Source organism: Paenibacillus sp. FSL H7-0323 (assembly GCF_038002725.1).
GTDB classification, from domain to species: Bacteria; Bacillota; Bacilli; order Paenibacillales; family Paenibacillaceae; genus Paenibacillus_AQ; species Paenibacillus_AQ odorifer.
Genome location: NZ_JBBODB010000001.1, coordinates 2,452,747 through 2,476,507, shown reverse-complemented (window position 1 = coordinate 2,476,507; position 23,761 = coordinate 2,452,747). Strand labels below are relative to the sequence as shown.

Annotated in this window: 21 protein-coding genes; 16 read left to right on the top strand and 5 right to left on the bottom strand. The window is 41.3% G+C overall.

Annotated features, from left to right (window positions below; genetic code table 11):
• Positions 1 to 24 precede the first annotated feature (24 nt).
• Together MHH89_RS11310 and MHH89_RS11305 are read left to right on the top strand one after the other, a co-directional pair.
• The gene (locus MHH89_RS11310; RefSeq protein ID WP_341087146.1) at positions 25 to 2,364 is read left to right on the top strand and encodes an ABC transporter permease; all 2,340 of its coding nucleotides are present in this window, start codon (positions 25 to 27) and stop codon (positions 2,362 to 2,364) included.
• A 14-nt stretch (positions 2,365 to 2,378) separates the two neighbouring features.
• A complete protein-coding gene (locus MHH89_RS11305) occupies positions 2,379 to 3,143 on the top strand; it encodes an ABC transporter ATP-binding protein (protein ID WP_076218186.1) in 765 nt (254 codons plus the stop codon).
• A gap of 243 nt (positions 3,144 to 3,386) precedes the next feature.
• Here MHH89_RS11305 and MHH89_RS11300 read toward each other — a convergent pair whose 3' ends face one another.
• Positions 3,387 to 5,249 carry a rhamnogalacturonan lyase gene (locus MHH89_RS11300; RefSeq protein ID WP_179086269.1) on the bottom strand — a complete coding sequence of 621 codons (1,863 nt, stop codon included), beginning with the start codon at positions 5,247 to 5,249 and terminating at the stop codon, positions 3,387 to 3,389.
• A 156-nt stretch (positions 5,250 to 5,405) separates the two neighbouring features.
• On the opposite strand from MHH89_RS11300, the gene MHH89_RS11295 reads away from it, so the two are divergent.
• Both MHH89_RS11295 and MHH89_RS11290 read left to right on the top strand, forming a co-directional pair.
• Positions 5,406 to 6,449, top strand: coding sequence for a phosphotransferase (locus MHH89_RS11295; protein ID WP_076278733.1), 1,044 nt, complete (start codon positions 5,406 to 5,408; stop codon positions 6,447 to 6,449).
• Between the two features lie 136 nt (positions 6,450 to 6,585).
• Positions 6,586 to 7,338 carry a hypothetical protein gene (locus MHH89_RS11290; protein ID WP_280753048.1) on the top strand — a complete coding sequence of 251 codons (753 nt, stop codon included), beginning with the start codon at positions 6,586 to 6,588 and terminating at the stop codon, positions 7,336 to 7,338.
• A 23-nt stretch (positions 7,339 to 7,361) separates the two neighbouring features.
• Here the strand turns inward: MHH89_RS11290 and MHH89_RS11285 are convergent, their stop codons facing one another.
• Together MHH89_RS11285 and MHH89_RS11280 are read right to left on the bottom strand one after the other, a co-directional pair.
• Complete coding sequence (locus MHH89_RS11285) at positions 7,362 to 8,627, bottom strand: MFS transporter (RefSeq protein WP_340033309.1); 1,266 nt, start codon at positions 8,625 to 8,627, stop codon at positions 7,362 to 7,364.
• Positions 8,628 to 8,675: 48 nt separating this feature from the next.
• Positions 8,676 to 9,587, bottom strand: a complete 912-nt coding sequence (locus MHH89_RS11280; RefSeq protein ID WP_340033308.1) for a LacI family DNA-binding transcriptional regulator — start codon at positions 9,585 to 9,587, stop codon at positions 8,676 to 8,678.
• Positions 9,588 to 10,228: 641 nt separating this feature from the next.
• On the opposite strand from MHH89_RS11280, the gene MHH89_RS11275 reads away from it, so the two are divergent.
• Together MHH89_RS11275 and MHH89_RS11270 are read left to right on the top strand one after the other, a co-directional pair.
• Entirely contained in the window at positions 10,229 to 10,780 is a 552-nt protein-coding gene (locus MHH89_RS11275; RefSeq protein ID WP_076183054.1) for a polymer-forming cytoskeletal protein, read from the top strand.
• Positions 10,781 to 11,400: 620 nt separating this feature from the next.
• On the top strand, positions 11,401 to 11,646 hold the full coding sequence (locus tag MHH89_RS11270) for a hypothetical protein (RefSeq protein WP_036688955.1): 246 nt from the start codon (positions 11,401 to 11,403) through the stop codon (positions 11,644 to 11,646).
• A 62-nt stretch (positions 11,647 to 11,708) separates the two neighbouring features.
• On the opposite strand, the gene MHH89_RS11265 is transcribed toward MHH89_RS11270, so the two are convergent.
• Positions 11,709 to 12,326 carry a histidine phosphatase family protein gene (locus MHH89_RS11265; protein WP_340394094.1) on the bottom strand — a complete coding sequence of 206 codons (618 nt, stop codon included), beginning with the start codon at positions 12,324 to 12,326 and terminating at the stop codon, positions 11,709 to 11,711.
• Positions 12,327 to 12,484: 158 nt separating this feature from the next.
• On the opposite strand from MHH89_RS11265, the gene MHH89_RS11260 reads away from it, so the two are divergent.
• The 8 genes from MHH89_RS11260 (at position 12,485) to rbsB (ending at position 19,760) form a co-directional block, all read left to right on the top strand.
• Complete coding sequence (locus MHH89_RS11260; protein ID WP_312148331.1) at positions 12,485 to 13,387, top strand: LysR family transcriptional regulator; 903 nt, start codon at positions 12,485 to 12,487, stop codon at positions 13,385 to 13,387.
• Between the two features lie 62 nt (positions 13,388 to 13,449).
• Complete coding sequence (locus tag MHH89_RS11255) at positions 13,450 to 13,917, top strand: DinB family protein (RefSeq protein WP_076127369.1); 468 nt, start codon at positions 13,450 to 13,452, stop codon at positions 13,915 to 13,917.
• 147 nt (positions 13,918 to 14,064) lie between these two features.
• Positions 14,065 to 15,045 (top strand): LacI family DNA-binding transcriptional regulator, encoded by a 981-nt coding sequence (locus MHH89_RS11250; protein WP_341087141.1) that lies wholly within the window; start codon positions 14,065 to 14,067, stop codon positions 15,043 to 15,045.
• Between the two features lie 27 nt (positions 15,046 to 15,072).
• On the top strand, positions 15,073 to 15,951 hold the full coding sequence (gene rbsK / locus MHH89_RS11245) for a ribokinase (RefSeq protein WP_340976461.1): 879 nt from the start codon (positions 15,073 to 15,075) through the stop codon (positions 15,949 to 15,951).
• Between the two features lie 2 nt (positions 15,952 to 15,953).
• Entirely contained in the window at positions 15,954 to 16,349 is a 396-nt protein-coding gene (gene rbsD / locus MHH89_RS11240) for a D-ribose pyranase (RefSeq protein ID WP_341087139.1), read from the top strand.
• A 21-nt stretch (positions 16,350 to 16,370) separates the two neighbouring features.
• Entirely contained in the window at positions 16,371 to 17,852 is a 1,482-nt protein-coding gene (locus tag MHH89_RS11235; protein ID WP_076218180.1) for a sugar ABC transporter ATP-binding protein, read from the top strand.
• Between the two features lie 2 nt (positions 17,853 to 17,854).
• Positions 17,855 to 18,823: an ABC transporter permease subunit gene (locus MHH89_RS11230; protein WP_076127362.1), complete on the top strand. Its 969-nt coding sequence runs from the start codon at positions 17,855 to 17,857 to the stop codon at positions 18,821 to 18,823.
• Between the two features lie 13 nt (positions 18,824 to 18,836).
• On the top strand, positions 18,837 to 19,760 hold the full coding sequence (gene rbsB, locus MHH89_RS11225; RefSeq protein WP_076218178.1) for a ribose ABC transporter substrate-binding protein RbsB: 924 nt from the start codon (positions 18,837 to 18,839) through the stop codon (positions 19,758 to 19,760).
• A gap of 69 nt (positions 19,761 to 19,829) precedes the next feature.
• Here the strand turns inward: rbsB and MHH89_RS11220 are convergent, their stop codons facing one another.
• On the bottom strand, positions 19,830 to 21,695 hold the full coding sequence (locus MHH89_RS11220; RefSeq protein ID WP_076310458.1) for an LTA synthase family protein: 1,866 nt from the start codon (positions 21,693 to 21,695) through the stop codon (positions 19,830 to 19,832).
• A 206-nt stretch (positions 21,696 to 21,901) separates the two neighbouring features.
• On the opposite strand from MHH89_RS11220, the gene MHH89_RS11215 reads away from it, so the two are divergent.
• Together MHH89_RS11215 and MHH89_RS11210 are read left to right on the top strand one after the other, a co-directional pair.
• Positions 21,902 to 22,450 carry an RNA polymerase sigma factor gene (locus MHH89_RS11215; RefSeq protein ID WP_341087138.1) on the top strand — a complete coding sequence of 183 codons (549 nt, stop codon included), beginning with the start codon at positions 21,902 to 21,904 and terminating at the stop codon, positions 22,448 to 22,450.
• On the top strand, positions 22,440 to 23,732 hold the full coding sequence (locus MHH89_RS11210) for a DUF4179 domain-containing protein (RefSeq protein ID WP_341087136.1): 1,293 nt from the start codon (positions 22,440 to 22,442) through the stop codon (positions 23,730 to 23,732). Before MHH89_RS11215 ends, MHH89_RS11210 begins: the two co-directional genes overlap by 11 nt.
• Positions 23,733 to 23,761: the final 29 nt, after the last annotated feature.

Sequence of the window (23,761 nt, the reverse complement as noted above, 5' to 3'; positions counted from 1 at the left end):
TATTAGAGAGGAGAAGGCCCGTCAATGCTGCTACGAATTGTAAAAAGAGACCTTCAACGCAATAAAATCATTACCTTCGGATTATTTGTGTTTATCATGTTATCGGCTTTGCTTGTTGCTTCAGCGTCGCAAGTGATTATAGAATTGTCGGGGTCCTTGAATCAGCTATTGATTAAATCCAGAGCCCCTCATTTCGTGCAGATGCACGCAGGACAAATCGACAGCTCAGCAATCGAGAGCTTTACAGCCGCTAATCCACTGGTGAAAGATCAACAAACCGTAGAGATGCTTAACTTGGATGGATCTAACGTTTATCTAGGCAGTAACCAAGGCTCGGAAGCAAACAGCGTGATGGATATCGGCTTTGTAGAGCAGAACCCTTCATTTGATTTGCTGTTGAATTTAGAGAACAAGGTGATTGAGGTATCGGCAGGAGAAATCGCTGTCCCCATTTATTATATGAAGCAAAAGAATCTGAAAATCGGCAACGTAGTTAGTGTTCTAGGTGAACAGTTCGATAAAAAGTTTGTGATTACTGATTTTGTAAGGGATGTCCAAATGAATCCAGCCATGGTCAGCTCCAAACGTTTTGTCGTAAATGCTGCTGACTTTACAGCGCTTAAACAACAGCTCGGCGAACCTGAATACCTGATTGAATTTCAGCTTACAGATCTATCTAAGCTCAATGATTTCCGCAATGAGTATCAATCCTCAAATCTGCCCAATAAAGGCCCCTCCATTGACTATCCTTTATTTAAAACGCTGAATGCACTGACGGACGGGATTATCGCAGTTGTTATTATTTTGGTAAGTGTTCTGCTGATGCTGATTGCTATTTTATGTCTCAGATTTACGATGATCGCTACCTTGGAAGAGGATTACAGAGAGATAGGTGTCATGAAAGCGATTGGGATCACGCAGCAAGATATTCGCAGCATTTATTTAGCAAAATATATCGTGATGGCAGCCGTCGCCTCTGTATGTGGATATTTACTGTCTTTAGGTGTGGTTCGTTTGTTTACAGCTAATATTACTTTGTATTTGGGCGTTGCTCCTGCCAGTATCCTTCATTATTTTGTTCCTGTCCTGGCGGTAGGTTTGATCTTTGGAGTTGTTGTATTCTTTTGCCGGATGATTCTTAGACGCTTTAATCGCATCACGGTTGTAGAAGCTTTACGGTCAGGTACGAGGGGTGAAGCAAGGATGAACACAAGCGGATTTTCACTTAGCAAGCGTAAATTTGTTAACGTGAATGCTTTTCTCGGGGTAAAAGATGTTTACGGGCGCTTCACCATGTACGGATTATTGTTCTACGTATTTGTGATCAGTTTGTTTATCGTTCTAGTGCCAGTGAATATATTGAATACCCTTCAGTCTCCCCGGTTTGTTTCTTATATGGGCGTCGGTCAGAGCGATATTCGCATTGATTTGCAGCAATCGAACCAAATAGAGAAGCGTTTTAATGAGATGATAACCAAGCTTGAAAATGACCCGGACATCTCTAAATTTTCTCCACTGATTACTTCTAGATTTAAGGTATTAGGTAGTGATGGTGTATGGGATTCGCTAAATGTTGAAACCGGTGACTTTACTATTTTTCCGCTCTCGTATGTTCATGGAGGAACTCCTAGAAGTGCAAGTGAGATCGCTCTTTCTGACCTGAACGCCAAGGAACTGAATAAAAAGGTGGGGGATATCGTTCATTTAGAGGTTGCTGGGGTGGCAAAAAAATTGACCGTTAGCGGGATCTATCAGGATATAACTAATGGTGGCCGAACCGCAAAAGCGCAATTGCCATATGATTCGAAGACGGTTCTCTGGTATGTAGTAGCTTTGGATGTGAACCCGGGAATTTCCGTCCAGGCAAAAATGGATCAGTACACCAAATTATTTTATCCAGCAAAAATCACTCATCTGCAAAGCTATTTAGCTCAGACATTAGGAAATACAATTCGCCAATTGAAGCTGGTTACAGGCTTATCCATCGTTATCGCATTTTCGATTTCGATATTGATTACCTCTTTATTTCTGAAAATGCTGCTTGCCAAGGATTCTTCGCAAACCGCTATTTTGAGAAGTGTTGGCTTTACGTTAGGAGATATTCGTAGGCAATACCTGGTAAGGATGCTGATAATATCAGGGCTGGGCGTCATTCTTGGTACTTTTGCGGCTAACACTCTCGGGCAAAAAATTGCTCAAATGCTAGGCTCTTTCATGGGGGCTTCTAAGATACAGTTTGTAGTCAATCCGGCGGTAGCCTATCTTATTCTTCCTCTACTTTTCATGCTTATTGTAGCGCTCACCACCGTAACAAGCACGATCTCAATCAGAAAATCCAGTATAGCCAAACTAATTGCCGAATGATAGGAGGTGGCAGAATGTTCATATTAGAGACGAAAGGGTTAAAAAAAAGTTATTCAACAGGGCAAGGAACTCCGCAGTCGATATTAAAGGATGTTCAGCTTCAGGTGTCTCAGGGGGAATTCATAGCTGTCATGGGACCTTCTGGTTCAGGAAAATCAACATTGCTGTATACGATCAGCGGGATGGATAAGTTGACAGAGGGAAGTGTTATTTTTAAAGGGCAGGAGATCAGCGGAGTTTCAGAGAACGAATTAGCCGGTCTGCGCTTAAAGCATATGGGCTTTATTTTTCAGCAAATGCATCTGTTAAAAAACTTGAATATCCGCGACAATATCATCCTGTCTGCTTATCGGGCGAGAACCAGCAGCCGTAGAACTATCAATAAAAGAGCAGCTGAGTTAATGAACAAAACAGGAATATCTGCGCTGGCTGAACGTGATATTACACAGGTGTCAGGAGGACAATTACAAAGAGCAGCAATCTGCAGAGCACTCATTAATCAGCCAGATATATTATTTGGCGATGAGCCAACCGGGGCGCTTAACTCAAAAGCAGCTAGTGAAATCATGGACATATTAGCAGATATTAATCAATCAGGAACAACGCTTATAATCGCCACACATGATGCTAAAGTCGCTGCTCAAGCTGAGCGTGTCTTGTATATGCTAGATGGCAGCATTGCAGCTGAGCAACGGCTTGGAAAATATTATCGCGTAGATGGGGAATTGAAAAGGCGGGAGGAGAAGCTTGCGGCCTGGCTATTAAAGCTGGGATTCTGATTGGGGATCTAGCGCTGTACGAATGTCAAACAACGTTTTGCAGATTAATATCTGCCCAGCACTAAAACCTATCCTATATGCAATAATAACCACTCAATGCGAAGGCATTAAACAATTAAAAAAACTATTAACGCACCTCGATCATTGCTGATGCTGGTATAAACCGAACAAAAAAGCAGTTGCCCCGGCACATCCGGATAACAGCAATTGCTTTTTTGTTCACTTACTGATTCTTTAGAAAGCTTACGGCACTACGTAGATATTGGGTTTAGACACAGTGGCCATACCGTTGCCTAGGAAAAATCCTGTGTGCGGAGGTTGATTGTAAGCTGTATTCTGCCAGGCAATGCTTAACCGATATACTGGATCATGCATTAAGGTATATATTTTATTAGTGGTGATGTTCGTAGTTGTATAGATTCGTAGAGCCGAGTTATCGGACTTTCTCCAGATAGCCTCTTCGCGCCAGTCTCCAAGCAGGTCGGCCTGTAGGCTTGGCGTTGCTTTGGTACTATTGTTGGATGCTACGCTCGCTCCGGTTAATAAATTGGTAACGGAGTTGCTTGCAGGGTTCCATTTATCAATCTTGACACCATCCAGCAGTTCGCGGGACAAGTCGCCATCCCACCAGATCCCAAAATTCACAGAAGGCATTGAGCTGCTTATTTTGGTGCCTGTAATGGAGTATAGGCCAACGCCGTGAGCCCATACCTCTTCCCCGGGATAATTGGGATCAATATCGGCAGCCATCCCCCGGCCGGTATCTTTTCCCGTGTATACACCCCATAAGACCGTCCCGTTTGCAGCATCCCATACCGCAGCGCCATAGGGAGAACTAGTATTTTCCATGACTTTAAAAACTTCGAGACCGGGGCGGTTCGGATTTAAATCACCTACATGCAGCGCGTCTCCATGACCCAGCCCTGTATTGTATAAGGTCGCACCGTTATTATCAATAGTTAAGGCACCATAAATGATCTCATCCTTACCATCGTTATCCACATCGGCAACACTTAAACTATGATTACCTTGACCGGCGGTTCCAGCATTGGTGGAGCTATTGCTATCAAAGGTCCATTTACGGGTCAAAGCACTGCCATTCCAGTCAAAAGCTACAACGACTGTGCGTGTATAATAACCACGTGCCATAATGATGCTTGGATGTACTCCATCCAGATAGGCTACACCTGCTAAAAAGCGGTCTACTCGATTGCCGTAATTGTCACCCCAACTGGATACGGTTCCTCTGGCAGGAACATAATCAATCGTGGTTAAGGCTTTCCCCGTTTGTCCGGAAAATACACTCAGATATTCAGGCCCGGTCAGGATATATCCACTGGAGTTGCGATAATCTGCACTTGTGTTTCCAAGGGTTACGCCAACTCCGTCAACTGTACCGTCTGCTGTTTTGCAGACTACTTCGGCTTTACCATCACCATTGAAATCATAGACTAGAAATTGAGTATAATGTGCGCCAGCCCGAATATTTTTACCCAGATCAATTCGCCATAGCCGAGTTCCATTCAGCTTATAGGCATCCAGATAGACATTGCCTGTATATCCACTTTGCGAGTTGTCTTTAGAATTGGAAGGATCCCACTTCAACACGATTTCATATTCCCCGTCACCGTCTAAGTCGCCCACGCTGGCATCATTGGCACTATAGGTATAACTTACGCCATCTGGCGTAGTGCCGCCAGCCGGAATCTGAATCGGAACGTCCAAATAATTGTTGGCCCATACATTTGCTGCTGGGGAATCTGATTGCTCAATACCGCCGACGATTGCTCGAACTGTATAGCTAGACGAAGTTATGCCAGCGTTATCCTGATAATTCGTGCTGTCCGTGATTGGGGTAACGTTTACTTTTGTACCATTGCGGTATAAATTAAAAGAAACCGACAGTTCTTCTGTTCCGAGTAGCCGCCAGCTCACAAATACACCGCTGGATACCTTCACTGCTACTAGTCCCCGATTTAGCTTTTCCGCTTGCCGGGCAGATGCTGCCGACACAGAGGAAAGAGAGCCAAAAGCTGCCGTCCCTAAGGTAAAGACTAAAAACCAAATGATTACAAGATACCCTGATTGATGTAACCGCTTACTCATTAACGAAGCCTCCTTTTCATTTTTGGTTCACGAGGGTTACACAGGATGTCATAGTGAACAGTACATAATATTTCATAAAGATAAAAATATGTTTTAAATTTACTTGAACCATTTTAAATGAGTACGACTTTACTCACACAGAAAGGAATACATAACATGGAAAATATAAGCTATAATTTAAAATTCGCTACACTTTGTGCCAAATATAATCTGGGTCTGTTGATGAATGAACCTGAACCGATAACAGGCGGACTCTTGCACAGAATGTATCGCCTGCAAACGGATAAAGCGCAATACGCAGTAAAGGCCTTAAATCCTCAAATTATGCAACGAGATACAGCAATGTCCAATTATATTTTTTCTGAAATGGTTGCGAATCTGGCTTATCAAAAGGGAATCCATGCTGTTCCGGCAATCGTATCTAATGGCAGTAGTATGCACGAGGTTGAAGGGCAATTTTATTTATTGTTTCCATGGGTTCAGGGGAAGGCATTACCTTTAGATGAAATAGATTTAGATTGTTGTAAAAAGATTGGGGCAATTCTTGCGCAGCTCCACATCATCGATTTCTCACAGGGAACGGATGATCATCACTTTGAAACGCTTATAGCGTCTAAGGCTGCAGTTGAAAATTGGAAGGAGCTTGCTCTCAAAGGAGAGCAGCAGGGTGCAGAATGGTCAAGCTTGCTGGCAGATCACCTGCATAAGATAGAGAATTGGGAGTCATTGATTCATTCTTCAGCGAGTCTATTGACGAATCATTATGTTATCAGCCATCGGGATTTAGACCCCAAAAATGTCTTGTGGGATGAGCAGAAAGTTCCGATAATAATCGATTGGGAAGCAGCAGGACCTATTCATCCTACGTTAGAGCTGATAGATGTAGCTTTATATTGGTCAGGTTCTGAATCGGGAGATTTAAGCAAAAAGGCATTCTCAAATTTGATTAACAGCTATCTGGAGCATGGCGGAGAGATTTATGCGGATTGGCAGGTTGTGCTCAACTATGGCTTTTTGGGAAAATTAGAATGGTTAGCTTACAATATCAGACGTTCGCTAGGACTGGAGAGCTCAGATGATGCAGAACGGGAGCTGGGTACTCGTGAGGTAATCCGTACGATTAATGCATTACACGACTACGCTGATTTTATTCCACAATGTTTATTATGGTTGGGAGATTTAGAGGAAGGTAGTGCCTAATCTATTAAAGGAGAACTTATTTATGAATGTTATTAACGCTACGATGGAAGATATAAATGGATGAGTGTGTTCCGATGGACCGGAAGGGGGTTCACGCCAAAAGTTTAAACTGACTGTACGTTAAAAAGGAGGACTTATGAAGAAGTTTATAGTTATATCTGGCGTCTCGCTATTTTTGCTGGCGATTTCTTTTAACCCATTGTTCAACTATATACGTGAGTACATAATCTCTGATCAAATTAATCAGCGTTATGAGATAAAGCATGCTGAAAAAGAATATAACCCAATAAACGTACAAGAGATAACGGTTGATGATAAGAATATTAAAATCAGGGAAGAAAAAACAGGCAGGAAAGCAGAGTTGACCCCATGGGATGAAGAGGAGAAGGTCCCGCCTGGTGATATTGTCAAAGTTCAGTTCTTATTAAATGATCAAAAAATCTCCACCCCTGATGAAATATGGCTATCCAATCGGGACAGAGGCAGCAGGTATTTTTCGTGGATAGATATTCTCACAGTAAAGGACCGAAAGACTGGTGAGAATCAAATAAATATAGTCCAAAGACTGACCGACGATAGTCAACCCATGGAAACAAGAAAATGGAAAATCATCACGATTGCACAAGACGGAGAAGTAGACGAAGAGGTTCTCAGCTATGCGCAAAGAAGCAACAATCATTTAGGCGTCAAGCTAATCGAGTTCTCCGGTACCTCCCTTATGGGTATGGGCTATTATTCAGATGTTACTAAGGCCTATCCTAGTATTTTCTTCCCACTCCTATTTCCGTTTCTAACTGGAATAGCGGGTCTCCTGTTATTGATTTTTCTGGTTGTTTTATTACTGTTTGAGCTTCATCTTAGACGCGTTATTAGAAAAAGAGGGCGATAAAGAACACAGGATACGTTCTGAAATTACTTGTAGTTTCGAATTACCTTTAATTTAGTGATAGTTGATAAGGCAAACAGCAGCAGTAAGACTCCGATTGAACCCATGACAGGACCAGGGCTGAAGAGATCAGACAAGGATGAGACAGCAGTAAGACCAATGGATGGGGCTACACTCATGATAGAACCTAATACACCGAACACCCTACCTTGGAGGTCTTCTGAAACTTCCAGCCTAAGGATTGTATTAATCAGCAACGTGCAGAATGAGAACATGAAGCCAATTACAAGAATGATAGGAATGGCAATCGCAGCGGAAGTGACGAATGATAACAGGAGGTACAGGGGACCGAGACATAGCAGTCCAGTCATAATAAGAAATCCTCTATTCTTCAATTTGGAGCCGAGCAGTAAGATCAGACCGGATCCGATCATATAACCAAGTGGAATACAGGCTTCAATAAGTCCAAACTGAAAGGGAGTGGAATCCCACACGTTGACGGCCATAACCTGGGTCAACATCAGGGAGGGGACAAAAAATAAGGTTAAGGTAGGAAGCATAATCATAACGGCTCTTGCAAAAGGGTATCTCCAAATATAGCGAATTCCATCGATCAAATCCTGTGTGAATTTCCGTTCCTTCTTGGGCACGTTGTTTAATTGAGTTGGCAAAGGAAGGGAACGGACCGCTAACACGAGCAGAAAGGAGAGGAAGAATGTAGCTCCATCAAATAAAATAGCGTCGGCTGCTCCAAAACTCGCTACGAAAATCCCACCGGCGGAATAACCAATAGTCCGGCAGATGTTTTCAGACAAGTTCAACAGTCCTACCGCTTTTTGTAGATGTTCTTTACCAACAACAGTAGTGATAGAAGCTTGGTATGCCGGGGACTGGAATAAAGCTGAAATGGTCGTAAGACCCGTCAGTATGGCGACGATAATGAACGAAGTAGAGGGCAGGGAAATGGCTAAAGCTAGTGTCACTACGAGTCCGCAACTTATCAGATCTGTGATCAGCATGAGGGTTCGACGATTGACCCTATCCGCAAAAGTTCCCCCTATCGATCCGAGCAAAGAACTAAGCAATAAATTGATTATCGTGATGATGGCAATCATTTTGGCGCTGCCGGTCGTTTGCAGTACCCATAAACTTAAAGCAATACTATGAAAAGTGTTACCGAACAAGGAAATGGAGTACGAACTGAGTAGAAGCAGGAATCTCCAATTTCCCCAAAGAGAGGGATGAGCTTGAACAGCAGAGGGAACTTGTTTCACTAATACAGGACCAGGCATAAGTTATGCTCCTTTCAACTTAAACGCTTAAGCGAATGGCCAAAAAAATTATTCTACAAAATAACAATTATTTTCTTGTGCGGAGTAGTCAGAATGATGCAATAATTTGTTCATGAGTTCAAATGCAGTAGCCGCTTTATCCCCTGTGAAAATGAATTTATGAACGTCATCTCCTAATATTTCCGGACAATTGCAGGTGCAAAGAACAGAGAGTTGTTCGAACCTCCCGTTTTTTTCAACGTAACTTCCAATAAACTCATTAATGACAATGGCCTCTTTATAGCCCCCCTCCTGTAAGAATGTATTTAATTCCTCCAAATTGACAACGGTGAATATCGCTTCTTGAGGTAATGGAAGACTGTCCTGAATAAAGCGGGTGAGGAAAGAGTTATTGAAGCTCTCCATAATTAAACATACCTGTGAAAGGTCCTGTGGTTTTACCTTTTGCAGAGCTGCTCGATAGTTGAAAAGGACCTGCTTAAAGAGTTTATCTTCAATCATGCTGTCGATCAGAATCAAAGGAATTCCTTCTACAAAATGCTTGGAGATCGAATAAAAGGCTTCCTCGCGCACATCGATCAGAAATACAGCCTCCAGCTTTCTTTCTACGATAATATCCAAAGAAGGCTGGTCAACATCAAGTGAATATAGCAGCGTATGGTAACCAGCATTTGTTAACCGTTGTTCCAAGGCATGTATAAATGAGAACTGGGCATGGAGCTTCCAGTGTGGGGTATGGGCTGCTGTGTTAACAAGCACACCGACCAATCCTGTTTTCTGATTCGCAAGTGAACGTGCTGCCAGATTTGGTATGTAATGCAGTTCCTCGGCAAGCTGAAGAATCTGCTGGCGCGTTTTCTCAGGAATGGTTTGGTTGCCGACACGATTCAGAACATAGCTCACTGTTGCGACGGAGACATTGGCACGAAGTGCGATGTCCTTCATGGTTGTCTTTTTCACCAGTAAATAGCTCCCTTATCCTTGTGATATTTTCTAAAGATTAACATTCTGATTCTAAAGCGTCAATGGGGGGTGAGAGAGCAGTCAGATGACCCTGTTAAGTAGCTAGAAATGGAAGAATGTAGCCCTTGAGATTCAACTCTGGGAAGATCTGCTTGATAATCGTCTTAAGCTAAATTATACGAAACAAGCTTTATGCAAAAGCTGAAAAAATGCTTATTAACCCAATGGTCATCCTTCCGCTGTATTATTTTTATGCTGGAGTTTTGCATAATCCTAACATTAAAAAAGTAAGTGTAGAGTATGATGGTTCCATATCTTTTTCAAGAGAATATCTAATCTAAAGATTTATAGTAATAAAGACTATGAGGATACTTCCGCAGTTGTTGGGAGTGTCCTTTTTGTGTGGAATTAATCACCTTTGTGACCTTTCTTAAAATTTGGGTAAATAAGTATTAAGATCTATGAACTTAAAACGGGCAGCGAGCTGAGGTGTTACTTATGGATACGATTCCGTATGGAGATTAGTGATCTTTGTGAAACCGCTTCAGATAACGACACAATATTGTGAAAATTTTCACCTGTTTATTAAAATTTTTAATATATAATTAATTTATAATCAAAAACAAGGGGGATTTCAAATGAAGTTATTTAAAATGATGTTAGTAGCAGGCGTCTCGGTTGCAGTCTTGTCTGGTTGTGGTGCGAATAATAATAATGCGACTAATTCGGCGGCTACTACGGCTCCAACTACAGAGCAAACGGATGCAGTTACTACAGCTTCAATCGTAAATCAAGCAGATGCGTTTACCAAGGCTGTAAGTAAAGATGGAAATTGGATTATTGCCATCCTAAATGATGTGACGATTGCCCAAGATGTTGTTGTTGAAGGCGAATTCCATGATAAAGGGGCCGCAGACGGCGACATCTACCGTAAGATTGCTCTTTATGCCCAAGACGCTGATCACAAAGTTACTGCCAATTACACACTCACTGTACCTAAGTTAACTGTACAAAGTGAAAATTTACGAGTTCAAGGCGGAACCATTAAAGGTGATGTTTATGTAGAAGCGAACGGATTTAATCTGCATGAAACCTCGACTATTGATGGCAATCTTTACTTCGCAAACGAAGATGTGAAAGCAACTGCAGGGATTGAAGGTAAAGTAACTGGGGCAACTGAAGTTAAATAAGTTAGTGATGTTTTCGATTAGTTAGATGTAGAAGTTGAAGGACTAAATAGATAGAATTATTCGGATAGGTTCAGGAAAAAGGAATCAGTATGAATGGGCAAACTCATAATGGACTACTCCCCATCTAGTTACCATATGAGAGCCGACGGAAGCTTTGAAGTAACAAGTAATGGAGTATTGAAGTGTACAGTAGATGGTTTTAACTGTATTTTGTACAACTAGTATGCTCAAAATGCTCGGCCAATGAAAATAGCTGTATTTAGTACATCTATTTTCTTGATTTAATACTCTACAGGCTATTTCTCTAGTTTTTAATTGTATAGAATACACTTAAAGTTAGAATTAGCCCTTGTGGATATGGAATAAGTGTATAGAATGCAGTTATCTTACAAATTTCAACAAGATAGTGCGTTACAACGGAGTGGGTATCCGAAAGCTACAAATGATTAAGCTTAGCTCGTAACCTACTCAAGCAAACCACCGCAGACCCAAAACACCAGGCAGTGAACCTCCAACGGAGAATCGCTGCCTGGTTGTTTTTTGTGGATGAATATATGAACTATTGTTGATTTTCTTCATATTGACTTATAATATTACTACCACTACTAGGAGGAACACATATGTCTAAGGAGTATTCGCGCACATATATTGAGAGCGTAAAGCTTGAAATGTTAAATAGGTTGGGATTAAAGCAGGTGTTCTTCAAGGAGCAAATAGGGGATAGCTTAATTTTTGAAGCTGTGGGCTTTGATAAAGGGGCAAAACATCGCTTTTGCGTTAGACCAAAGACGAAAACGATTGATGAATTCATTTCAGGCAAATGGATGAAGGTCCGCAGTTTTATAATCAAAAGTGTGGATATTTAATGTTGAACCCTATAAAGGTAGCCCCGTTAATCGGAGTTACCTTTTTATTTTTTGACCCATAGTCATTGATAATGTGAAGTATCTCCATACAGATCGATGGTTGTATTGTTATCAGTTAGGGTTACTTTACATAATGCTGTAGAGAGAATATCCGGTAACTCTCCAATTTCCTGCAATGATTTATTGAGAAAATAAGCCATAATGACTTTTAAAGTCATCCGATGTGTGACGATGAGCACTTCTAGCCCTACGTTATCGTTTATGATACGCTCCATTGTCGGCACTACTCTTTGTTCAAGCTGCTTGTAAGTTTCACCTGAGGTTAGAGGAATATATAGATCCGGTCTGGTGAAAAAATGGGAATATTGTAAAGGGGATTCTAGTTGTATCTGATCCGTATTCATTCCTTCCCAGCTCCCCATGTTAATTTCCATTAAAGAAACTTGCTGATAAATAGGTAAACTCCGCTTTCCCCGTAAAATCTGCGCAGTATGCAATGCTCTTGGACTAGTACTAGAATAAATTGCGCCTAAGTTTTCTACTTCCAAACGATCTCTTAACCATTCCGCCTGCTGTTCGCCCAAGGCTGTAAGCGCAGAATTTTGATGCCCTTGCATTCGTTTTTGTAAATTCCATTCTGTTTGCCCGTGGCGGGTTAAGTATAATACTGTTTTTGTCATTAACGAGACCTCCCTTATGAATAGTTGTAAGTATAAGATAAATAAATATAAATAAACAATATATAATAGTTAACATCCATAATGTATAGTTATAGTAAAATGGCTGAGGATAAGCGGCGAATACAGATATTATTTTATGAAGTGAGGAAGAGTTGACGATGAACTATCATGTATTAAAATTGTTTTATTACGTTGCGATCACAGGTAGTGTGACCAAAGCCTCTGAACGTTTGCATATCAGTCAACCCGCTATATCAGCGCAAATCCGTAAGTTTGAACGGGAGAATCATATTTTATTATTTGAAATTAAAGGAAAGAGGATGGTGCTCACCCCTTTAGGAAAAAGGTTAATCGAACCTCTTGAAAAGTTTTTTGCCATGGGTGATCAAGTCCAGCAAATCATTGAAGACTATCACAAATTTCCTGAGGGGAATCTGCGGATTGCAGGTAATTATTTAGCGACAAGCATCCTCATTCCCCGGTGGGCGTCATTATTCAAACAATCTTTTCCGGAAGTTAACATTCAGATCACTACTACTAATTCTCATGGTGTCATGGAAAAATTAAATAATTTTGAAGCAGACGTGGCGATTTACAGTGATATGGAGTTTCCTTCGCATAATACAGGAGTGTTCGAACATCGGGAGTTATATAGGGACGAGTATGTATTCGTGGTTTCTTCCCATCACCCTATTGCCAATCAGCAGGCTAGCTTTGAAGAAGTAATGTCTGAAGCATTTATTATGAGGGAAGAGGGCAGTGCAGCCAGAGAGCGGCTTGTCCGGTTGTGTGAAGAAAGAAGTGTACAGCAGCCAACGATTGGGCTTCAATTTAATGGAGTGAATGAAGTTATTCAAGCTGTCATTGCCGGTTATGGAATTAGTTATGTATCCGCTTTGTTGGCGAAACCTTATCTTGATCAGGGAACATTAGCTAAAATAGCAGTAGAAAATGTAGTCTCCAAGCATTCGATATGGATGGGCTACAGAAAGAAGGAACTTCAAGAAAGTTATATGCAGTCGTTTATTACGCTCGTTATGAAACAATTAAGTATAAAATAATTTTAGGAAATTAAAGATAATCTCATGGTAAACTATGGATGAAAATATTAGGAGGGGTCATAATGGATCAAATTGTATTCAAACAAATCAAGTTTGTGCGAAGTGTTACTGTGCGTGCTGTCGAGGGACTATCTGAGGGAACTTTGAATAGCATTCCAGAAGGGTTTAATAACAATATCCGATGGAATTTGGGACATATTTATTTGGTGCAAGAGAAGTTTGCCTTTCATTCTGCTCGGGAGCTTATGCAATTGCCGGCAAGCTTTGAACGCTTATTTGCGAAAGGGACTAAACCAGCCGAGTGGAATGAGGAACCGCCAACGCTTGAAGTTTTACTTGAGATGCTTACGGAGCAACCCAAACGGATCCAGGAAGCTTTTCACAATCGCTTAAGTGAGCAAGTAACCCCTCTTACAACAGGAAGTGGATTAACCTTAAATTCAATCGGTGAATTCATAAATTTCACACTTTACCATGAAGGTATGCATTTCAATACAATAAAATTATTAAATCGCTTTGCAGATAAATAAATTCAAATAACAAAAGATATCGATATATAGTTGGTATCTTTTGTTAGCTTTATGATCGAAAAAAAGATTTGTAAATGAAAAGGTTATGTGATAATCTAATTTATGTAATACATGTAACCGGTTACACATTGGGGGATGAATGAAAGAATGATGACGATCAAAGATGTCGCAAAAATAGCTGGAGTTTCGGTAGCAACAGTCTCACGGGTTATAAATGAATCTGGATATGTGAATATCGATACTCGCAAAAAGGTTGAGGCAGCGATCAAAGAAATGAATTATACCCCTAATGAGGTTGCAAGATCATTATACAAGCGGAAATCTAAATTAATCGGGCTGCTCTTGCCTGATATTACTAACCCGTTCTTCCCGCAGTTAGCGCGGGGGATAGAGGATCGGATGCAGGAGCAAGGTTATCGGATCATCTTTGGCAATAGTGATGAGAACGAGGACAAAGAGATGGATTATATTCAAACCTTTATCCAAAACAATGTCATTGGCATGATATCGTCAACCAATTTCCCTGAGAGTGACGTTTATTCTAACTTGAAGATTCCGGTTGTATTTCTGGACCGTACTTCTAATGATAGCCCTTCCGTATACGCAGATGGCAAAAAGGGCGGACGTCTTGCAGCACAGGAGATTATCGCACGGGGAAGCAAAAAAATTACAGTGATACAAGGACCGGCGCATATCAAACCTGCACAAGATCGATTTCTTGGGGCGATTGAAGTACTTAATGAAATGGGAATCAGCTATAATGTGATCGAAACTTCATCCTTCTCCCATACAGTAGCAGAACAATGGGCTGTGGAGTTATTTGATAATTATATAGATACGGATGGCGTAATTGCCAGTAATGATATTGTGGCGACAGCAGTCATTCATGAAGCACATCGTTTAGGTAAAAGAGTGCCGCAGGATCTGCAAATCATCGGATTTGATGATATCCCGCTCAGCAGCTTGTTGTCACCTGCTTTATCCACCATTCGCCAGCCGGCACATGATATGGGTAGAGAAGCAGCGGGTTTACTTATTAAGCTAATTGAGCAAGATAAGGTGGAAGAGAAGATTATTCAACTACCCGTTAGCTTTGTGGAGCGGGAAACTACAAGAAGTAAAGAATAGATGACAACATGAGAAAGGTTGATGAATATGGCTAAGATATGTGTAATTGGCAGCTGTTCAATGGATTTAGTAGTGACTTCGAATAAGCGGCCTCACGCGGGTGAGACTGTGCTTGGAGAACAATTCTCCACCGTTCCGGGCGGTAAGGGTGCGAACCAAGCCGTCGCTGCTGCCCGTCTAGGAGCAGAAGTTACGATGGTTGGTTGTGTAGGTGATGATTTCTATGGTACCGCTATCATGGATAATCTGAAAAAGAATCGCGTTTTTACCGCCAATGTGGAACCGGTTACACATGTCGAAAGTGGAACAGCTCACATCATTTTAGCGGAAGGCGATAACAGCATTATCGTTGTAAAAGGAGCCAATGATTTAGTTACTCCTGCATTGGTTGAACGGGCACTTGAGAATATTAAAGGCTCTGACATGGTATTAATCCAACAAGAAATTCCGGAAGAGACGGTGTCTTATGTAAGTGAGATTTGCCATAAATTCAATGTGCCTATGTTGCTTAACCCAGCACCTGCTCGGCCTATCAGTGAAACGATTATAAACAATGCCACCTATTTAACACCCAATGAACATGAATGTGCAATATTATTTCCTGAGATGAGTACTGCCGAAGCTTTACGCAAATACCCCAATAAGTTATTTATAACCGAAGGCAGCAATGGTGTGCGTTATTACGATGGTAAGCAGGAAGTTTTAGTTCCCACCTATAAAGTGAATGCTATAGATACCACTGGAGCAGGAGATACTTTTAATGCGGCATTTGCTGTTGCTCTAGCTGAAGGCAAGTCTATTCGAACTAGTGTAAAGTTTGCCAATCGCGCCGCTTCTTTATCCGTCACAAAATTTGGTGCCCAAGGTGGCATGCCAACAAGAGTAGAGGTGGAGGTGAGTCTTTAATTATGAAAAAACAAGGAATCTTAAACAGTCATATTTCCAAAGTGCTTACTGACTTAGGCCACACCGATACGATTGTCATTGCTGATATTGGATTACCCGTTCCATCTGGTGTTCCAAAGATTGATTTAGCGCTTAAATTGGGAGTTCCCAGCTTTCAAGAGATTGTCGAAATCATATCAGAGGATATGGTCATAGAGAAAGTTATCGTGGCAGAGGAATTAGCAGCAAAAAATAAAGGCACTTCTGAATACTTGAATGACAAATTTAAGGAAATACCTATAGAGGCGATTTCACATGAACAATTTAAATTGTTAACTCAGCAAGCGAAGGTCATCATTCGTACGGGGGAAGCTAAGCCGTATGCAAATTGTATTTTACAAGCCGGGGTCTATTTTTGATAAAAAGGGGGTTCAAAGCATATGCACATTACGATGAAGGATATTTATAAATCTTTTGGGGCTAACCGTGTGTTGACGGGTGTGGATTTTGAGCTGAAGGATGGTGAAGTTCATGCCCTAATGGGAGAGAATGGTGCAGGAAAGTCTACTCTGATGAACATTTTGATTGGACTGCATCAGCGTGATCAAGGAACCATTAGTATAGATGGTCAGGAAACATACTTTAACAATCCCAAAGAGGCTGAACGTTATGGGATCGCTTTTATCCATCAGGAGTTGAATGTGTGGCCGGATATGACAGTTCTAGATAATCTGTTTATTGGTAAGGAACGAACCTCCAAACTAGGGATCTTAAATATGAAAGAAATGAAAGCGTTAGCAAATGAACAGTTTCGTAAGCTCTCCGTAACGATTCCCTTAAATCAAGAGGCGGGGGAATGTTCGGTAGGGGAGAAACAGATGATTGAGATTGCAAAAGCGCTTATGACTCATGCAAAAGTTATCGTCATGGACGAACCGACAGCGGCATTAACCGAACGGGAAATCCAGAAATTGTTCGAAGTCATAACTTCCCTTAAAAAGGAAGGCGTCTCCATCGTGTATATTTCGCACCGGATGGAAGAGATTTTTACGATATGTGACCGAATAACGGTCATGCGAGATGGGAAAACAGTAGACACGAAGCCCATTCCAGAGACTAACTTCGATGATGTAGTTCGGAAGATGGTAGGGCGTGAATTAACCGACCGGTTTCCTGAGCGTACCTCCAAACCCGGAGAGGTTGTTCTTGAAGTTAAAAATGCCACGAAAAAAGGGCAATTTAAAGATGTCAATTTCTCCGTTCGTTCGGGTGAGATCTTAGGTTTCTCGGGATTAATGGGATCTGGACGAACAGAAATGATGAGAACCTTATTCGGTTTGGAATCGTTAGACCGTGGAGAAATTATGGTGCGGGGAGAAAAGGTCACGATTCGAAATCCCAATGATGCGATGAAGGCGGGGATAGGATTCGTTACGGAGGACCGTAAAGATGAAGGGTTAGTGCTTGATTTCTCTATTCGAGACAATATGGTGCTTACAAATTTATATAGCTTCGCTCCTAAGGGTGTAATCATTGATAAAAAAGAACAAGAATTTGTAGACATACTTATCAAACGGCTACACATCAAGACACAGTCTTCCTCCACTTTAGTCCGGAATTTATCCGGGGGGAATCAACAAAAGGTGGTCATCGCCAAATGGATTGGGATCGGCTTAAGTGTGCTTATCCTCGATGAACCTACCCGTGGAGTGGACGTAGGAGCTAAACGGGAGATCTATCAGCTCATGAACGAATTAACGGAACGTGGAGTCGCCATAATCATGGTATCGTCAGAGCTTCCTGAAGTCTTAGGAATGAGCGACCGGATCGTAGTGGTTCATGAAGGGGAAATTAGTGGAGAGCTATCACAACAAGAAGCTACGCAAGAAAAAATCATGACGTTAGCTACAGGGGGGCAATAGTAATGACAACTATCAAAGGTGAGAGAGAAAATAAAGGTTTTCAAATCGGGCAAATTACACAGAAGCTAGGTCCATTACTAGGGCTGATTATTCTAATTGTTATCGTTACGGTGTTGAACCCAAGCTTTATGGAGCCCCTTAATATCCTGAACTTGCTTAGACAAGTTGCCATAAATGCGCTTATCGCTTTTGGGATGACCTTTGTTATTCTAACGGGTGGTATCGATTTATCGGTGGGTTCTATTCTAGCCCTATCCAGTGCCTTCACAGCTAACCTGATGTTGTCTGGTTGGGATCCTGTCTTAGCCATTATTGTAGGTTGTTTAGCGGGTGGCGTGATGGGGATGGTCAACGGACTGATGATTACAAAAGGTAAAATGGCGCCATTTATCGCTACGTTGGCGACCATGACGATTTTCCGGGGATTAACACTTGTATACACAGACGGAAATCCGATCACAGGTCTCGGAGACAGCATGACCTTCCAATTGTTTGGCCGTGGATATTTACTAGGAATACCTGTACCTGCTATAACAATGATCATCGTCTTCGCAGTCTTATGGGTTGTATTGCACAAAACTCCATTTGGTCGTAAAACCTATGCCATTGGTGGTAATGAAAAAGCATCTATTATTTCAGGGATTAAAGTCGACCGCATTAAAATAATGATCTATTCATTGACCGGTATGTTGTCCGCATTGGCAGGAGCGATCCTGACTTCCAGATTGAACTCAGCGCAACCCACAGCAGGCACATCTTATGAGTTGGATGCTATCGCAGCTGTAGTATTAGGCGGTACGAGCTTAACTGGTGGTCGTGGACGTATCGTGGGCACATTGATTGGTGCACTGATTATCGGGATTTTGAACAATGGATTGAACTTGCTCGGCGTATCCTCTTTTTACCAAATGGTGGTCAAAGGGATCGTTATTGCCATTGCCGTACTCATAGACCGTAAGAAAGCCGTATAAGGGGGATTCCAACATGAAAAAGTTAACTTTGATTCTTACTTCCTTACTATTAATTCTCATGACAGGTTGTTCCTTGGAGCCTCCAGAGTGGGCTAAGCCTAGCAGTGGTGGAAGCCTGGAGAACATGAAGATTGGATTATCCATATCTACATTGAATAACCCCTTCTTTGTATCCGTTAAAGATGGTGTTTTGGCCGAGGCTAAGAAGCAAGGCTTGGAAGTCCTTGTCATTGATGCCCAAAATGATTCTGCTAAACAAAGTAATGACGTCGAAGATTTGATGCAAAAAGGTGTGAATGCGTTATTGATCAATCCAGTGGATTCATCAGCGATCTCGACAGTAGTGCAAACAGCTAACAGTTTAAATATTCCCGTCGTTACGTTGGACCGTTCCGCAGATCAAGGGGATATCAAAGCTCTTGTTGCCTCTGATAATGTAAAGGGTGGCTCTATGGCGGCACAATATATTGTAGAGCAGCTTGGGAAAGGTGCAAAGGTCATCGAGCTAGAAGGATCCCCAGGAGCTTCAGCGACTCGGGAACGCGGTAAGGGATTCCATGAGATTGCGGACAGCCAGCTAGAGGTCATTGCTAAGCAAACAGCTGATTTCGACCGCACGAAAGGCCTGACCGTTATGGAGAACCTTCTACAAGGAAATCCTGGCGTACAAGCAGTTTTCGCTCATAATGATGAAATGGCGCTAGGTGCTATTGAAGCGATTCAAAGTTCAGGCAAGAATATCCCTGTGATTGGTTTTGATGGAAATGAAGATGCACTTAAATCCATCGAAGCTGGTAAATTAACAGGAACCGTTGCGCAGCAGCCTGAATTAATTGGCCAACTAGCCATTCAAGCCGCTAAGGATGTATTAGAAGGCAAAACCGTAGAGAAGCTGATTGCGGCACCGCTTAAACTAGTTGTTAAAGAGTCAAAATAATAACCATTATAGAAAAAGACTGCGCTCACCGATTTGGTGTGCACAGTCTTTTTTGCTATACATTGCAGCTTATTCTTCAATAACTCTATCCGGTAGCTGTGTAACATAACTGTCTGACAAATGGAGTAGCTGTAAGGCACGCTCGAATTCGTCTTCTGTGGATTGCAGAGGTTGGTTGCCGTTACCAGATAAAGTATAATGCTGGCCATCCTCGAAGCCACTGCCGGATAAGAAGAGCTCTTCGTTATTTACGAAAGATCCTGTAGGCAAGTAATACCGTTGTGGTAGTAAGTTATAAGTTGATTGATTCAAGAGATCTTGTCCGAAATGAATATGATCTGCAAGAGAGACACCCAACAAATTAGATACGGTAGGTAAAATATCCACTTGCCCGCCTAGCTGTTCTTTTACACTAGGAGTTGTAATCCCTGTCGCTGACATGATCAACGGAATATTAATCAATTCACGTTCCGAATATTCATGGCCGAGAATCTCTTCCAGTAGGAGATGATCATCCTCTTTTAAAGAGAAGATAGGCAGTCCACGATGATCCCCGTACAATACGATCAAGCTGTTATCCCACACACCGTTTTGTTTGAGCTCATCGATAAAAAGTCCCAGCGCATAATCAGCATAATTCTGAGCCCGAATATAATCGCCAACAAGCGTTCCTTCGAATCGCTCTGGAAGTGTCATTTTGTATTTATCCTCTGGGATGGAGAACGGATTATGAGATGACATCGAAATTACATGGGAGTAAAAGGGTTGCTCATTCTGATCCATTCTTGCCAGCTCTGCAGCTGTTTTTTCATACAAAACTTCATCAGAAGCGCCATAGAATACTGTGTCTTCTTCCCCGAAGTAAGTTTTATCATAATAACGATTGAATCCCAAAGCACTATAAAGCTCACCACGGTTCCAAAAGTCGACTTCGTTCGTATGGAATGTTGCCGTATCGTAACCTTTTGCTTGCAGCAGCTTGGGTAAGCTTGGTAGCTCTTTAGGAGCGTACATTTGGGTAGCTGGACCATCAGGGGGTACATAAAAAGAAGTGTTCACAATAAACTCTGCATCTGAAGTGTTGCCTTGTCCAACCTGCTGGTAGAAACGCGGGAAGTAGAAGCTGCTGGCGGCAAGCTTGTTCATATTTGGTGTGATTTCTTGTCCATCAATCTTTAGATTGATTAAGAAGTTCTGGAAAGACTCCATTTGCAGAATGATTAGATTTTTTCCTTTGGCGGCTCCAAATAAAACCGGATTAGAGCTAGCTTGAATTCCTTTAGTTTTATCAATAGTGGATTGCGTAATCTCAGAAACGTCAATTTGTTCTTCCTCTTGATCAGCTAGCAGAGAGTAGGCTTCATAATTAAGAATGCCCATTTGTTCCGCTTTAATCGTTTCGTTCATACTGGCACGGTTTGGAAAAATATTCATTGCACAAATGATGATGGAAATACAGAACAGGACTGCCACCGCTTTACGGTTACTTTTGCGCGACATGGCTTTTTTCCAATCCAGCGCTTTCTGTTTTCTAAACATAACCAAGCTGATGACAATGATATCCACAAAGATAAGCATATATTGAGGACGAAGGACCGAAAATATACTTTTCTTTACGGCTCCCACTTGTTTGACCTGATCTAATACTTGCGAAGTAGCAATGATGCCAAAATGATTATGATATACAATTAATGAGAAAAATAGAGTAGTAATCAATACATTGACAAGCATGTAAATTGCAATTTTTCGTTTCGTAGCGAACCATTCAATCAAGCAAAAGACTAGAAGTACAAAAGGGATTTCTTTAAGCCAAGTGGTCCAAGTAGGGCCATCTTCAAATAGAAAATACCAGGCAAAATAGCTTTTTACAAGCATAATGAGAGAGAAGAATAGCAGGGATCTTTTACTAAGTGTACGAGGTTCTTTAAACGGCATTGCTTATGCCCATCCTTTTCTTTTTAGATTAGTTCATTCTATTACATTGAAGCGTTTAAAATCAACTAGATTTGGGTATGTCTGAGTGAAATTTTCCTGAATATTACAGTTTAGGTGGATTGAATAGTTCACGATATATAAAAATTTTTTATGAAGATGAACTTTTTACAGTGCTCCTGACTCATATAGGGGAGAGAGGTGAAGGCATGGATGTTGTTCGATTGGTGAATAAAGCTAAAAAGGGAAATAAAGAAGTTTTGCTGCAATTAATCATGTATGAAAAAGATATTTTTTATAGGCTTGCGTACAGCTATATGGGAAATGCGCATGATGCTATGGATGCCATGGAGGAAATGATAGTTACGTTATACGAGAAGATTGACCAACTTAAGAAAGAGGAGTCTTTTTACAGCTGGAGTAAGACGATTTTGGTAAACGGCTGTAAAAGGCAACTTCATAAGCGAAGCAAGCTGGTGTTATTAGAGGACTGGAGCATCACTGACGAGAAGGAAAAAGCCGATGTTGCATCAGGCGATCCTTATCATAAAAGTGAACAGCAAATGGATATGCAGGCGTTATTGTTACATGTGAACGAGCAGCAAAGAGAAGCAATTCAATTGAAGTATTTTCATGATCTCGATTATCAAACGATAGCTGAGATCACACAGGTCTCGATCGGAACTGTTAAATCAAGGATCTACAATGGATTACAAACGCTGAAAAATCATTACAGAGGTGATGTTGATGAACAATAACGTCGAACAACGATTAGTGGATGAGAAGAGGAATTTAGAGTCCATAACTGCACCTGAGGGTTTAGAAATGAGATTAAGAAATGCTTTAGACTCGGCACCTCCAAAAAGAATAAAAAGAAAAAGCTCGCCCCTCTGGAAGATTGCAGCCGTCATTATATTAGTGATAGTAGTTTCTGGAAACAGCTATAATGCCTTCGCTTATTATGGAAAAAAGTTATTTGGTTTTGATGAGGTGTTAGAGGGAACTTTACAACAACTCAATGAACAAGGAATGGGACAAAGCATAGACAAAAAGACGACGTTAGCAGATGGAACAGAACTTACGATTAACGGAATTATGGCAGATGCCAATCAATTTATTGTGTATTACACGTTAAACAATCCTAAGGGACTAGAGGAGACGGAAGATCATTTTAGTCCTTCAAAAATAGAAGGGTTTCTCACGAATTCCAACATAAGAAGTGGCGTATCTTTAATCAACGACGAACATACAGAAATAAAAGGCACGATGACATTTGATAGCGTAAGCCCATTCTCGAAAAAACTGACACTTCATTACTGGGGACCTCCACAGAAAGGGCAGATGAGTGAAGGGAGCATAACGTTTTCTTATAATCCAAATCAAGCGATGGTGACTCAGATCAAACAGTCGATTAATAAAAAGGTCAAAGCCGACAAAGGATCAATTACCTTCAAGTCGATCACGGCCACACCCACCATGACTGTGATTAAAGGGAGTATGAATGTCGAGAATTTCGATCGAATAAGATTAGGGTTAGAAGGCATTCAATTAATTGCCAATGGAAAGCCTGTAGAAATATTAGGTAGTAGCAATAAAACCTCGCTGGGTGGGAGATCATTTGATATTCGTTATGACACCTTGCCAAAAGAATTACATTCATTGCAGCTGGTTGTTAAAGAGTTTGTTGGATATCAGAAGCTGGAAGAGAAGTATCCTCTAAATGCTGATAGTAATGAGCCGATTCTACTAGGGGATAAAGAATTATGGATTAAAGATGTGACCAAGACCGCTCAAGGGATTGAAGTAACTATTGCTACAGATGAGGATGTAATGCTGGATGGTGTGTCTATAGAAAATGCTAACGAAAACACGGCTTTAAAAACAACAATTAATCAAAAAGAGTCAGAACAAACGAACGGTAAACTCATGAAGGAACGCACCTTATTATTTGATACACAAACGAAACCTGAAAGTATTCTGATAGAAGGAATACATTATATGAAGGAATATAACAAGGTGATTGAGATTCCTGTGGATTAAAAAGAAGTGCCATATCCATAATTTATGAA